The following is a 14807-nucleotide window of genomic DNA, read 5'->3' on the forward strand; positions in this document are numbered from 1 at the left end:
GGGTGTGAATGACTTTGTTCGATACAATTGAAGCAGCATTAGAAGATTTAAGAAATGGAAAAGTTATAATTGTGTGTGACGATGAAGACCGGGAAAATGAAGGCGATTTTATTGCAATTGCTGAATATGCAACACCTGAAGTGATAAACTTTATGGCGACAGAAGGCAGAGGACTAATCTGTACACCAATCACAGAGGAACTGGCGAGTCAGCTTCAATTGAAGCCAATGACGGATATCAATACGGATCAGCATGGAACTGCCTTTACAATTAGTGTTGACCATCAGGAAACCACAACAGGAATTAGCGCGCATGAAAGAAGCTTAACGATTCAAAAAATGATAAACTCAAGCTCACAGCCAAAAGATTTCAAACGGCCTGGCCATGTGTTTCCTTTGATTGCTAAAAACGGAGGTGTATTGCGCAGAGCGGGTCATACAGAAGCAGCGGTGGATTTAGCGAGATTAGCCGGAAAACAGCCAGCTGGTGTCATCTGTGAAATTATGAATGAAGATGGTACGATGGCAAGGGTGCCGCAGCTTAAAAAAATCGCTGAAAAGCACAACCTAAAATTAATAACCATCCAGGATCTAATCAGTTACCGTTTACAGCATGACAGCTTAATTAATAGAGAGGTAGACGTTCAGCTGCCTACTATTTACGGAACCTTCCGAGCAATTGGCTATACCAATATTTTAGATGGAAAAGAGCATGTCGCCTTAGTGAAAGGTGAAATTAAAGGAGACGAACCCGTTCTTGTAAGAGTTCATTCAGAGTGTTTAACAGGAGATGTATTTGGTTCTAATCGCTGCGATTGCGGACCGCAATTGCATTCTGCTTTGGAACAAATTGAAGCTGCCGGAAATGGCGTCTTGTTGTACATGCGGCAAGAAGGACGCGGCATAGGATTGATCAATAAATTAAAAGCCTATAAGCTGCAGGAAGAAGGTCTTGATACCGTAGAAGCTAATCAGGAGCTTGGCTTTAAGCCAGACCTGCGGGACTATGGAATTGGTGCCCAAATTTTACGGGATTTAGGAATTCAACAGTTAAAAATCATGACTAATAACCCTAGGAAAATAAAGGGTCTTAATGGATATGGACTTGAAGTGGTTGAAAGAGTACCGATTCAAATGCCAGCCAAAAAAGAAAATGAAAAATATTTGCACACCAAACATGAAAGATTAGGTCATTTATTAGAATTTCATAATCAAGGAACGGAGTGATTCAAAATGAATACATTTGAAGGACATTTAGTTGGTACTGGTTTAAAAATTGGGGTCGTGGTAGGAAGATTTAATGATTTTATCACAAGCAAACTGTTAGATGGTGCATTAGACGGATTAAAGCGACTAGGTGTGGAAGATGAGTCAGTATCCGTTTCATGGGTACCAGGAGCATTTGAAATCCCATTAGCTGCTAAAAAAATGGCAGAATCTAAAAAATACGATGCTGTTATTACATTAGGAACTGTTATTCGCGGCGCAACGCCTCACTTTGATTATGTCAGCAGCGAGGTTGCTAAAGGAGTAGCAAAGGTTAATCTAGAATCAGGAATTCCAGTCGTGTTTGGGGTATTGACAACAGATACCATTGAACAAGCCGTTGAACGGGCAGGTACAAAAGCCGGAAACAAAGGCTTTGAAGCGGCACAAACAGCAATTGAAATGGCAAACTTGCTCAAATCATTTGAATAAAATAATCTTGTGAAGGAACAGGCGATCATTTTGGTTGCCTGTTTTTTTTCGGCTGTTTTCGTAACTAATGGTTTTATAAAGATTTCTGATCCGGACAGGAAAGGGGTAAAATTCAGTAAAGCTGTCGGAATGTGCCTTTGATTCGGACACGAACCGCTTAAATTGCTTCAAGCCTGTCCAAATACGCCCATGATTCGACCGGATTTTGTTTGAATGTATGAAATCTATCCGAATCAACCTTTATGTAGGACTCAAATTAGTAGCAATGGCAACAAAGCATTCGAAAAGAGCTTTTTTAGAACTTCTTCTAAAACCATTGTCATACAAGTCTAAAAAAGATGGTCAAAGACTCTCTATTATTTCCTTAATATTTTGAAAATTGGGTATTTTTATCTATAACCATAAAAAAACATATAGGCAGCTAATCCCATTTTTATTTAGGACAATATTAAGACTATTATTTCAATCTATAATATTCCTAAATAATAGAGGGGAGTTGAAGTTTTTTATGGGGTTAAATGCGTTTCGTCCAATCGTTTCTTGTGTCTTTTGCTTACTATTAGTATTTTCTCTTTCATCATTCAACACAAATGTTCAGGCTGAAGAAGAAGCAGAAGAAACGGTCATGGCCAAGTTAAATGGAAGGGGCTTTAAAGAAGTTGTGGATTTAGGGGTTGCGGCTTCAAATGTAGTGATAACGAGTGCTGTTTTCGGTAATGAGGAAGGAAAAGATGTTGTTTATACTACAGCAAACGGCGGAATGTTTAATGTTGTTGATGTAAAAGAAAATGAACTTATATTTTCTGAGCAACTTGAAGGTGTGACTCAAGTATGGTCACATTCAATTGCTCCAGACGGTACAGTATATATGGTCGCATTAAATTCGCTTTGGAAATATTCCCCTGGTACGAAAACAGTTGAAGAGATTGGTACACCACATTCTGGTCATCAGCTTTGGACTAGTACTGTTGATGAAGAAGGGAATGTTTTTATAGGAACCTTTGCTGCAGGCAATGGAAGAATTTATAAATATGACATAAGAACAGGAGAATTTGTTGATTTTGGCAAAATTGATGATGGTGATGGAAGTTATGTACGATCTATAGCTTATCATGCTGGTTATATTTATGCCGGTTTAGGCGTTAGTGGAAAGGTATACCGAATTAATGCGGAAACGAAAGAAAAAGAAAACATTACAAAAAATGTACCTGATATCATAGGTAAACCGATAGAACAAGTAAAATTCGCATACGATATGGATGTCGTTGGCAACTACTTATTTGTAAGATTTGATAGCGATGTAGAAAACGCATTGCTTTTCTATGATTTAACACAACAAGAATGGGTCGACAAAAAAATTGCTAAAATTGGAGACGGATCTGTTGATGATTATGGTGTTTGGGGATTCACACAAATTCCGGTAAATGGAGATAAAGCGTATGTAATCAATAATCGCCACATATTAGAAATAGATGTTAACACACTTGAAACAAGGGAAACTGGGATATATTATCCTGCCGGTCTAAGGGGAGGAGCATTTGTTGATTTAGGGCGTGAGGACTTACCAGGGTCTTCATTTGTAACTTTAAAAAGAAATGGTGAAATTTTTGCAGCTAATATTGAAAACAGCAATTCTTTAAGCTTGCCTACTGTAATGGAAGCACAGCCATTAATATTACATAACCTAGGATTAGGTCCAGATGGGAATTTATATATGACTACTTATCCTGGAGGACCTAAGGGTGCACAGTATAATCCAAAAACAAATAAATTTGTTTCATATGCTCAGGGGCAAGCAGAAGGAATGGTCGCAGGAAACGGGAGTGATTTGTACTTTGGTATTTACCCAGATGCTGTTATTCAAAAGATGAATACTGAGACACTTAAAATTGAATCTCTTTTTAATCTAAAGAATGGATATGAACAGGATCGTCCATATATTATGAAATTTGAGGATAATAAGTTATTAATTGGAACAATCCCAGATTATAAAAAATTAGGTGGTTCTTTAACCATTTATGATACTGTAACAGGAGTTAAAGAAACCTATCGTAATGTTGTACAGGATCAAAGCGTTGTAGGTATAGCGTATAAAGATGGATTCATCTATGGTTCAACATCAATACGAGGAGGATTAGATATTGAACCAGCTGCAGAAAAAGCAAAAATGTTCGTTTGGGATGTTGAAAAACAAAAGAAAGTTACAGAATTTGAACTAGATCTGGATGAATTAGACACCCCACCAATGATAAGTGGTTTAACATTTGATCATAAAGGTCTTTTATGGGGTGCAGTGGATGGTATTTTATTTGCGATGGATCCTGATACTTATGAAATAGTAAAATATAAAAATATTTATCCAAATGTAAAAAATAGAGGAATGTGGCGTCCAGTCCACATTGAATTTGGCAGTGATGGATTGTTATATACTGATTTAGGCGGTAAGTTAACCGTTGTTAATCCGAATTCAATAAATTTACACCATGTTACGCTTATTGATAATGCAAAAGAAATTGAATTTATGACTCTTGCCGAAGATAGTAATGGCAATGAGAATATTTATTTTCTAGAACATAATACAACCGTGTTGAAAATGATACCCGTTATCTATGGCGGGGAAGTTATAGAAGAACCTGAAATAGAAACTGTTGAAGTTCCAATTGACAATGCTGGTTTTGAAGAATCGGTTGAAAATGGAGAGATTCCTGACTGGTCATCCTTATTCGGGGAATTTTCAGCCAATGTTTCTTACCAGATTAGTAATGAGAGAAGTTTTTCTGGCAATCATAGCTTGAAAGTAGTCGATACCTCACAGTCTGAAACTGTGTTTGCTCAGTCTGATTTCATTCCAATTACAGCAGGAATCGAATACACGGCATCTGCAAAACTTTTCTCAGATGATGGCAGTGTTAGTTTCTTCCTTCGTTACTTTGATGAAAATGGAATACAGGTAGGGTCCGATGTAGATGGAGTCAATATTATTCATATTCGAGGCGGCCATAAAGAATGGCAAACGGTTCATGCAACAGTAACTGCTCCAGAGGGTGCAAAATATGCAAGAATCTTTCTGGGAGCTTCCAATTACTTTACAACAAATGGCGCGTATTTTGATGATATTACATTTACTTATAACCGGGTGAAATAGACAAGAGGATCAATGAATCCGGCAACTAAACAATCGCACTGAAACTGAAGTTATAAAATGTTGGGATTTCCATAAAAGATAAAAAAAGTCCACTTGTACAATAGATAAGGGACATAAAGAGTGATGGCTTTAAAGCTTCTAAATTACCGGTTGAAATGGCGAATTTGCACAAATCCTTTGATTAAAATAAGCTAGGAAATTTTACAGGCGATCATGAAGTCGCCTGTTTTTTATGTGCAAAACGATAAATTTCGAAGTGTGTTAGTCATATAGCAAAATGAAGGACAAAACTGATCAAAAAACCTGCAAGAATGTTCTTCATACGCTGTATGAAGAACAAGACTAAGAAAAAAACCTATTAAAATATCCCTTAAAAGGTATAATAAGGTAAATATTTAGTCCTAAACGGGAGTGTATTTATGTGAAGGTTACAATAACTATTCGTCGCTTTGACAATCAAGATACAGGCGAATTAACAGAATTAATAAACCGTTCAAATTTTCGCGAAAATAGAGTACTTACTAAAACGGCTGCGGAAATGAATGAGTTTTTAGATGAGCCGGGTGAGGAAATCCGGGAAAACACCTTTGTGGCAATTGCTAATAACAGAATCGTGGGGTATAATGCACTTTGCTTTGTAAAAGGTGATGCTTTATTTAATGTTTATAGTTATGGAACGGTAGATCCTGAATTCAGAAGGCAAGGAATTGGATCCATGCTGGTAAAAGAATCCCTTTGTCATTTGCAGCAAAGAGCTGAAAAAGAACGAATCCAAATCAATTACAACCAAATGGCACGTGTGGAAACAGCAGGTCAAATTCCTTTAGCAGAAAAATTTGGATTCACCAAATATACAGATTTACTTTTAATGAAGCTGGATTTAGATATATTTAAACCTATGAAGCTAGCAAAAAACGATCTTGTCTTTCAAACGGTATCTGAGGCCGACGCAGCTGCATGGGCAGACATTTATAACGATGCTTTTTCATGGTCAGGAAAACATACAGATCTTTCTCCGAAAAATGTAAAATACGAGTTTTGGAGCTCTGAATTTTCTCCTGATTTTTATATGCTTTGCAAAAACTTTAAAAGAGATGCTTTGGGATTTGTTTGCGGCAGTGTTGAAGAAGAGGGGAAAGGTGTGATTTCTACGTTAGCTGTATCTAAAGCATTTCAAGGAAAAGGAGTTGGTAAAGCTTTATTAAATGAGATTCTGCTTAGAATGAAAAATATCGGTTTAAAAGAGGTTCGGTTATCGGTTGACGATAAGAATCCAACTGCTGCTATCCATCTTTATCGAAAAGCTGGATTTAATGAGAATCGCCGAATTATTCAATATGTATATGAGCTTAATCCATAAATAAATAAATAAATAAATAAAAAAAGCCCGAGTGATCAGATTTAGCTGACTGTCCGGGCCGTTTTGGGATGAAATATAATGAAGCTATCTATTAAATAATGCTAGTGCTGATTTAACAATGAGAACGACTGAAAATACAAGTACACTTAGAACACCAATTAAAGAAAAGAAAGACCCTAAGCTCTCAACCGGTGTTCCTGCTAAATTCACTTTTGTAAGTGCAAAACCGGCTAAAATAGCAGATAAATATAAAAGTATGGCTCTGTCCATCATTCAATCCTCCTCTCTATCAATATATGTAAGCTGTAACAGGTTGTTCTAGGCAAAATTTGGAATTGATATAGATTTTGGTCCTTGTTTAAAGAAAATGGTTTCGTTGCCAAATATCAATTTTTAGGCGTACAATCATATTTTGTGGTTTGCAACGGCAAACGGGCGAGAGAGGGATATTTAGCAGCAGCTCTAGTTTGTGTAGTGATAAGCGGACTTCTGATTTTGATGATATCCTTTAGCCGGCTATCAACCATACTCTTACAGTCGATTCCAAATTCGTTGAAAACCGGTTTTAACAGCAGGACTCGGCATGTTTCTTATTTTTATTGGGCTGGAAAAGGGCGGCTCAATTGAAAGCGTCAACTATCTATTAAAATTTCAAATTGTTTAAACCATAGAGGAGAGCAAGAACCAAAATCATCGGTTCTTGCTTTTTTATGATACGGAAAAGTTCTCATGGTTAGACTTTTAATGTTAAAATAGATAGAAATTTCTCCATCAGAAAGGACTAAAAAATATGCAATTCCCATATACAAAAGTTCATGGATCTAGAAACGATTTTATTTTAATAGATGAAGCAGCCGTTGGTACTAACTGGGCGGATGAGGAAAGAGTTCATTTAACTTTACGCTTATGTAACCGTCAGGAAGGAATTGGTGCTGATGGAATCCTTTTTGTATCAGAAAGTAATAAAGCTGATGGCAAAATGCGAGTGTTTAATGCCGATGGCTCTGAGGCTTCAATGTGCGGAAACGGACTTCGCTGTGTCGCGAGATACTTGATTGAAAAGCACGGAAAAGAGGAGCTAAAGGTCGAAACGATGAAAGCGACCTTGTCTGTTAAAAAAGAGGCTGAGATTTTCCCTGATATCCCAACTTTTGCTGTAGAAATCTCACCTGTTTCTTTTAACCCAAGTGATCTTCCCATGAATGTGAAAATGGACGCGGTCATCAATCAGGTTATCCCTGAAATTCAACCTGAGCGAAAATGGTCTGCTTTAGCAGTTCCCAATCCACATTTAATCACGGTGGTGGATGGGGATATAATCAAGTCGAATGAGCAAAAAAAGATTGCGCAATATTTAAATGGGGAAAATCCAATTTGTCCGGACGGAGTAAATGTCAGCTATGTGGTGCCATTATCTGAAGGAAATATCTTTGTAAAAACATACGAAAGAGGCGTAGGATTTACAAACGCTTGTGGAACAGCAATGTCTGCCTCTACTTTTATCACATGTGAACTGGGATTAAATAACTGGGGAGAGAAAATCAACGTATTTAACCCTGGTGGTAAAGTACAGTGTATCGCACACAATACTTCAGATAATGTGTCGATTCAATTAATTGGAAATGCAACTTATGAACATGAAGGGGTCATCCATTGGAATGATCAGGATATCAGCTTTAGTGTCCAAACCCAATTTGAAAACGAACAGCAAGCCTATAAAAAACTGGAAGAAAACATAGGCACAGTTCTTGCATTTTGAAACAGAGGGACGGTTCTTGCGTTTCAAAAGTTAGAATGAAACAGAAGAACCGTCCCTCTGTTTCTCCCTCTGTTGCTCATTGCTTCTTCAAAAACTGGATGATTTCATCAAAGGGCTGTTCTTCTCGCACTAAATCGATTTTCCAAAAGGGGCAGCCTAAATTCCTGGTTCGCTTGCGGACAACCTCTATGGTAAACGTTTTAGGCGATAATTCTTCATCGACCTCGTCCCAATATAATGGGGTGGCCACAAGTCCTTCTTCATTGCCGCGGACTGAATAAGGAGCGACAATCGTTTTTCCTTTCCCATGTTGAATGTAATCCAAATAGAGTCGATTTTTCCGATTTTTCTTGAGCCTCTCGATCGTAAATATGTCCTCATGGTTCGTCAAAACAGAGCGGGCTAAAAACTCCATAAAAATAGCTGTATCATCATAGGAGTATGTTTTTGGCAGGGGAATATAGACCTGCAGCCCTTTATTGCCTGACGTCTTAATAAATGAATGTAAATGAAGCTGATCTGCTTGCTGTTTGATTAAGGTGGCCGCTTTAACCGCAAGCTGAAAATGATCACGTGAAGGCGGGTCTAAGTCAAATACAATTTCTGAAGTCCCTTTCTGTTTATATGTATTAAAGGGAACATGAAATTCAAAGGCAAGCTGATTACCGAGCCACAAATACGTCCTTAAGTCATTACATATAATGTAGTCGATATCCTCATGCTTAATCGTTTTGATAAAATCAGGGGCATAGTCGGGACAATTTTTCTGATAAAAACTTTCGCCCATAACACCGTGCGGATATCGAATGACAGTCAATAACCGGTCCTGTAAAAATGGCTGTATAAAACCATAAATTTCTCTCATGTATCCCAAATAGGTAACTTTATCAATCCCTTCCCATAACGGCTTATCGGGATGGGTAATTTCTACCTCTTTAGGCATGTTCAACAGGTCGACTTTATATTTTTCTAAAGTACAGTCTTCCGGTTTTATATCAAAACGAAACGATACGAAGTGTGGTTCTCTTAATTCATTTTCAGCTACTTTCTCTAAGAATTTTACTTCTACACAAATAGCAGGTTCCACAATGCGAAAGGAACCGGATACTGACACAGTATTTTGTTTTATGACTTGATTAAGTGCATCCTTCTCTTCCTTTGAGATTCCAAAGTAAAACAGTCCTACCTCAACGACTTGGCCCCCATCATAAACGCCAATATAATAATAGCCGTTTTTACTATCGAGTCTTGTGATAAATGCGGTAATATGAATCCAGTTTTTATCTTTGATCCAAAGGCTAGTCCGTTTTCCTTCCTCCCAAGCTGACTTTTTAGATTTAGCTACGATTCCTTCGCCATCATAATCTCTTACCAAATTCCATACATCATTAAGCTTCCGATAAGAAGGAATCAGCTGGATGACTCTTGGATTCCCTGGAGAAGGATGTAATGGTAACTCAAGATCCTTAAAGAGCTGCTCCAAAGTTTCCTTTCTTTTCGGATACGATTGTTTTCGGATATCCTGACCCTTAAAAACTAATAGATCAAATACTAAAAATGAACATGGAAATCTTTCATATTCTGCTTGGATTCTTTCTTTCGAACGCATCCGGCCGCGCTGCTGGACTTTAGAAAAGCTTGCATGATATGGAGATAGAAGCATGACGAGTTCACCATCAAGCTGCAAAGGTAAAAAGGGTTGAAATAACTCTCTATGCTCTTGGTAAAACTCATAAACTTCAGGGAAAATGGATGATAAATCATTTCCGTTTCTGCTCTTAAATTCAAAGGAATTTTCATCGATAAATAACAAGCCCCGAAATCCATCATATTTAATTTCATAGTTCCAGTCTTTTGAATTAGGAATTTCACCGAGTTCAGGCAGCATTGGTTTCCACATGTACGAACACCTCCTCATTAGCATTGCCCAATCAGGTCAAATTTTTCCATAATATTTACCGGATTAGAATCTGGCCATTTCCCTCAAACTAACGGTATATACACAACTGAAAAGCGAGGGATTAGATGCACACCATATGGAAGGGCAGTATAAGCTTTGGTCTCGTTAATATTCCGGTGAAGCTTCATGCGGCAACAGATGATAAAGGGGTAAAATTTAGAACACTTCATGAAAAGTGTCATTCGCCAATCCGTTATGAGAAGGTTTGTCCTGTTTGTGAGGAGGAAGTGAAGCAGGACGAAATGGTAAAGGCTTATGAATATACAAAGGGAAAATTTATTATTGTGGATGATAAAGAATTAGAAGAGTTAAAAAATCAGGCAGAGGAAAGAGCGGTTGAAATCGTTCAGTTTGTCAAAATTGAAGAAATCGACCCGATTTATTTTGATAAAAGCTATTATTTGTCACCCAATGAAGGAGGAACTAAAGCATATTCATTATTAAGGGAAGCGTTAGCTGAATCAGGTAAGGTCGGAATTGCAAAAATGGTATTCCGCTCAAAGGAACAACTAGCGGTTTTGCGTGTTTATGAGGATACGATTGTAATGGAGACGATTCATTATCCAGATGAAGTAAGAAATGCGAAGGATGTCCCGAACGTTCCTGAGAAAAGTGAACTGTCAAAGAAGGAACTTGATACGGCGATTTTACTGATTGACCAATTAACCGCAGAATTCAATCCTGAAGAGTTTCATGATGAATATCGTGAAGCTGTTCTGCAATTTATTGAGGGAAAACGAACAGGAGAACAGGTTGTTACTCCAAAAGAAAAAGACAAGCCAACCAATGTTACCGATCTTATGGCTGCTTTACAAGCATCTATTGATAAAACAAAACCTAAGACTAAAGTAAAACCTGCAGCAAAGAAGAAAGCAGGAACAACTAAAGCAAAAGCTAAGAAAAACGCATAACAGACGTGAATTGCAACATCATTAATGTGTAAGAAAAATGGGCAAAACTCTCATTTCCGACATAGTCTAAACTAACAGCGTGTTGGAAATGAGGGAGACTATGAGAAAAGTACTGATTTTACTAGATCCAGGGATTGATGACTCGTTAGCATTGATGTATATCCTGATGCATCCTGAGTATAAAGTCCTCGGCATTGTAGCCAGCTATGGAAACGTAACGAAGCAACAGGCAATTGAAAATGTCGCCTATCTCCTGGATTTAGCGGGTATTAAGGATATACCGATAATCGCCGGTGTCACCGGACCTCTAACAGGAGAACTGGTCCCATATTATCCTGAAATCCATGGAGAGGAAGGACTGGGACCAATCAAACCTCCCCCAAATGTATATGCCGGCCAGGAGGTTTTCGATGTTGATAAAGCCAGAGAGATTATCGAAAAACATGGCAATGAATTAACAATTGTTAACTTAGGAAGGCTTTCAGATTTAGCGATGCTCTACATTCTGTATGGGCCAGAATTTATGAATCAAGTAAAAGAAATCTATTTAATGGGAGGAGCTTTCTTAGTTCCTGGAAATGTAACACCGGTTGCAGAGGCAAATTTTTTTGCCGATCCTATTGCTGCGGACCTGGTTTTGGAAAAGGCAGAAAGAGTAACGATTTTCCCTTTAAATGTAACTAATAAAGCTTTATTAACCCCTGAAATAGTTGAATATTTAACCGAAAATAGCAAGTCATCTTACGCCTTTTTATTTGAACCGATTTTTGATTACTATTTTAATGCTTACCGAAAATTAATCCCAGGCATTCAGGGAGCACCGATTCACGATCTTTTAGTTGTAAGTGCCCTCGCCAATCCTGAAATTGTAAAAACACTTAGACGAAGAGTGAGAGTTGATCCAAAAGGTGAAATTACAAAAGGAGTCAGTATAGCTGATTTTCGGCCGCTGCCAAATGAAGAATCTGCCGAAACATTGGATTCAATCGCAATGGAAATTGATTATCCGGCCTTTCTTGAAGATGTGGTAGGTATTTTTCTCAGAGGGCAAATTGAACAATAACATGGATTATTTGACATTTGTTTATATACCTTTTATAATGATATTGAAAATCATTCTCAAAATCCCCCCTCGATCTTTGAGATGAAAAATAGGACAAAAAACAGGGAAGATCTGTAATGGATCTTTCCTGTTTTTTTAAGGATTTCTATTGTTTTCCTCCCAATCTTCAACATTCATTTTTATATTTCATCTTTCATCGAATAAACTCCAAACCAATACAGAAAATAATCAAAAAAAGAAGGAGGAAAAAATGGAAAGACTAAAAGAAACCAAAAAAAGCTGACCTCAAAATAAGTACCCAGAAAAACCATCAGCAAGCTAATGTGATTAATAAAATTCTAATTCCAATAAAGTTGGATCATGGGAGAGAAGCTTATGCAATTCATAGAATTTAAAGATATACAGCTGGCTTACTATGACAAAGGTAAAGGCACACCGATTATTATGCTTCATCCGCCAGGTTTTGGATATAAAGTGTTTTACAGACAATTCCCGCTATCCCAACAATTTCGATTAATCATTCCTGATTTAAGCGGGCATGGAAATAGCGGGACTTACACGACAACTCCAACGATTGATGATTATGTAGAGGAAATAAAGGCTTTAATTGACCATCTAGGATTAAAATCTATATATTTATTTGGATATTCTTCTGGAGGATCTGTTGCTCAGGCTTTTGCCATTAAGTATCAGCACATAGTGAAGGGTTTGATATTGAGCGGTGCATATCCAAAAGTTCAATCCATTATATTTAACATTGAACACCGGCTTGGAATTATGCTGGCTAAGCGAAACCCGAAGCTTTTATCGAAGCTTTTAAGTAAAACTCATGGCCTCGATTACCATAGCACTACCGAAGTATATTGGTACTCCCGAAAGACGCATCCTTTAGTTTGGGCCAATTTTTATAAGCAAGCTCTTAATTATAACTGTATCAGCGAACTTAATAAGTTAAAAATACCTATATTATTGCTCTATGGGACAGTAGCTGATCCGATTAATAAACATAATCGGATTTACCAAAAATATTTAAATCCCAAAATCAAATTTATCAACAGAGGAACCCATCTGCTTCCTATTTATTTTGCAGAAGAACTAAACCTGCAAATTCTGAACTTCATTAAAAAAAGCGATCAAGTGTCTACATAACGAGTAGACTATTGATCGCTTTCTGGTTTAATTGCTTTAAAGGTGAGTAAGCATGACAATAAACAAAGAACTAAAAATGCACCAAATATCCAAGCCTTTTGCGTTTTCATAAGCAAGGCTACAATGGGAGGTCCTGCAGCCACTCCGACAAATCTCATAGAACTATAAAGTGAAGTAATCGTTCCGCGCTGCTCTTTTTCGACTCCTTCTGTGATGAGTGCATCAAGTGATGGCAGTGCTACACCAATCCCAATTCCGCCAATTGTAAAAAGTACGATCAAGTACCAGAGCTGTGTCGAAAAAATCACAAGAAATCCGGTTATACCGAGTGCCAGAACACCAAAAAAAGTCAGCCATTTCATTAATACTTTATTTTTCTTAATGACTTTTCCGGCAATAAAAGAAGCTAAACATAGAGCCCCTAAAGGAATCGCTAAGTAAAACCCTTTTTGAATGTCTTTGATATTATATTGATCCTCAAAGATTTTCGATAGGTAGAACAGTTCTCCGAATAAAACAAGCATTAATATGCCACCAATAAAAAAGATCGAAAAAAGCCACTTTCCATCTATATGAAAGATTTTTTTAATATTTTTTATGAAATAACCAAAACTGACAACTTCTTGATCTTTTTTTGGTGTCTTCACTAATAGCATAACCATTAATATGGTGATTGCACAAAAAAACGGAAATGCAAAAAAAGGAATATACCAAATAATTGCTGCCAATGCTGCACCAAGCACAGGACTTAATACTTTCCCAAAAGTATTGGCAGTCTCAATTACTCCTAATGCACTGCTAACATCTTCTTCTTTTCGAAACATATCTCCAACAAGCGGCAAGACAATTGGGAAAGCTCCTGCAGCTCCAACTCCTTGCAAAAGCCGTCCGAACAAAATAAAAAGGTAAGCCGATTCCACCAGCCATCCCGCTATGCCAGAAATCAGCCCACCAATTGCAGCAATGAACAAACTGGGGATAATTATTTTTTTTCTTCCCCATTTATCTGACAAAAAGCCTGCAATCGGAATTAAGATAATGGCAACTATTGAATAAACCGTTATAATTAAACTGGATTGAAAAGGACTTATATTCAATTCTTTTTCCATTGTAGGGAGGACAGGGAGAAGCATGGAATTACCAAGAGTCATCACTAGTGGAATCGATGCTAATGAAACAATCGCCCATTTTTGCTGATGGGTTTCGTTATTTGTAATACTCTTAGGATCTGTAAATTCAGCCCCATTCAAGCCTTCAATATGTTCCATGATCAATCCCCTCTTTGAAAAATCATTATTCTTAATATGAACCGGATTCCCTTAAATTATTGACTGATTATAGAGCATAAGGATTTCCATTTTTTTAAATATAGAGGTTGACATTTGAATTTTCCCGTAATATGATAATTAACAAATTCATTACGGTAAAGCGATGATGGAGAGTAGTAACTAGTCTGCGTTTCTTTAGAGAGCTGGTGGTTGGTGCAAACCAGTGTAACCGATTAGTGAATGGACTTCTGAGCTTCCAAACTGAAATCGTTCGGAGAGTAGGATTTGGCGATTGGCCTGTTCGTTATAATAGGCAATCATTCATTTTGGATGATAAAGTGAGCTTTTTAGCTAATAAAGGTGGCACCGCGGGGTACTTCGTCCTTTCAAGGAGAAGTACCCCTTTTTGCGTTTACAAATAAAACTGATATGAAAAATCGACGATTGAGAATAGTAAGAGGCATCACATCTTTTCCAGAGAGTCAGGGATGGTGG

The 14807-nt window shown here is 37.4% G+C and carries 11 protein-coding genes and 2 other annotated features (1 of these 13 only partly in view); of the genes, 8 read left to right on the forward strand and 3 right to left on the reverse strand.

Annotated features, from left to right (window positions below; genetic code table 11):
• The first annotated feature begins 14 nt into the window (after positions 1-14).
• The 4 genes from CRO56_RS05875 (at position 15) to CRO56_RS05890 (ending at position 6202) form a co-directional block, all read left to right on the forward strand.
• On the forward strand, positions 15-1226 hold the full coding sequence (locus CRO56_RS05875) for a bifunctional 3,4-dihydroxy-2-butanone-4-phosphate synthase/GTP cyclohydrolase II (RefSeq protein WP_097157682.1): 1212 nt from the start codon (positions 15-17) through the stop codon (positions 1224-1226).
• A 6-nt stretch (positions 1227-1232) separates the two neighbouring features.
• Positions 1233-1697, forward strand: coding sequence for a 6,7-dimethyl-8-ribityllumazine synthase (ribH, locus tag CRO56_RS05880; protein WP_097157683.1), 465 nt, complete (start codon positions 1233-1235; stop codon positions 1695-1697).
• A gap of 508 nt (positions 1698-2205) precedes the next feature.
• A complete protein-coding gene (locus CRO56_RS05885) occupies positions 2206-4842 on the forward strand; it encodes an NHL repeat-containing protein (RefSeq protein ID WP_097157684.1) in 2637 nt (878 codons plus the stop codon).
• Between the two features lie 421 nt (positions 4843-5263).
• On the forward strand, positions 5264-6202 hold the full coding sequence (locus CRO56_RS05890; protein ID WP_097157685.1) for a GNAT family N-acetyltransferase: 939 nt from the start codon (positions 5264-5266) through the stop codon (positions 6200-6202).
• Positions 6203-6286: 84 nt separating this feature from the next.
• Here CRO56_RS05890 and CRO56_RS05895 read toward each other — a convergent pair whose 3' ends face one another.
• A complete protein-coding gene (locus tag CRO56_RS05895; protein ID WP_097157686.1) occupies positions 6287-6472 on the reverse strand; it encodes a hypothetical protein in 186 nt (61 codons plus the stop codon).
• Between the two features lie 520 nt (positions 6473-6992).
• Between CRO56_RS05895 and dapF the strand changes: the two genes are divergently transcribed.
• Positions 6993-7961 (forward strand): diaminopimelate epimerase, encoded by a 969-nt coding sequence (gene dapF / locus CRO56_RS05900; protein WP_097157687.1) that lies wholly within the window; start codon positions 6993-6995, stop codon positions 7959-7961.
• A 76-nt stretch (positions 7962-8037) separates the two neighbouring features.
• Here dapF and CRO56_RS05905 read toward each other — a convergent pair whose 3' ends face one another.
• Positions 8038-9861 (reverse strand): DNA ligase D, encoded by a 1824-nt coding sequence (locus tag CRO56_RS05905; RefSeq protein ID WP_245855601.1) that lies wholly within the window; start codon positions 9859-9861, stop codon positions 8038-8040.
• A gap of 125 nt (positions 9862-9986) precedes the next feature.
• Here CRO56_RS05905 and ku point away from each other — a divergent pair, with 125 nt between their 5' ends.
• The 3 genes from ku to CRO56_RS05920 all read left to right on the forward strand — a co-directional run bounded on the left by ku (position 9987) and on the right by CRO56_RS05920 (position 13044).
• Positions 9987-10832: a non-homologous end joining protein Ku gene (gene ku, locus CRO56_RS05910; RefSeq protein ID WP_097157688.1), complete on the forward strand. Its 846-nt coding sequence runs from the start codon at positions 9987-9989 to the stop codon at positions 10830-10832.
• A 100-nt stretch (positions 10833-10932) separates the two neighbouring features.
• Positions 10933-11895 (forward strand): nucleoside hydrolase, encoded by a 963-nt coding sequence (locus CRO56_RS05915; RefSeq protein WP_097157689.1) that lies wholly within the window; start codon positions 10933-10935, stop codon positions 11893-11895.
• 375 nt (positions 11896-12270) lie between these two features.
• Positions 12271-13044 carry an alpha/beta fold hydrolase gene (locus CRO56_RS05920; RefSeq protein ID WP_179714187.1) on the forward strand — a complete coding sequence of 258 codons (774 nt, stop codon included), beginning with the start codon at positions 12271-12273 and terminating at the stop codon, positions 13042-13044.
• An 8-nt stretch (positions 13045-13052) separates the two neighbouring features.
• On the opposite strand, the gene CRO56_RS05925 is transcribed toward CRO56_RS05920, so the two are convergent.
• Positions 13053-14312 (reverse strand): MFS transporter, encoded by a 1260-nt coding sequence (locus tag CRO56_RS05925; RefSeq protein WP_097157691.1) that lies wholly within the window; start codon positions 14310-14312, stop codon positions 13053-13055.
• A gap of 154 nt (positions 14313-14466) precedes the next feature.
• Positions 14467-14701 (forward strand) — a binding site (T-box leader).
• Positions 14702-14743: 42 nt separating this feature from the next.
• Positions 14744-14807 (forward strand) — a binding site (T-box leader); it runs 175 nt beyond the window's last position.

This window comes from Bacillus oleivorans, assembly GCF_900207585.1.
Lineage (GTDB): Bacteria > Bacillota > Bacilli > Bacillales > JC228 > Bacillus_BF > Bacillus_BF oleivorans.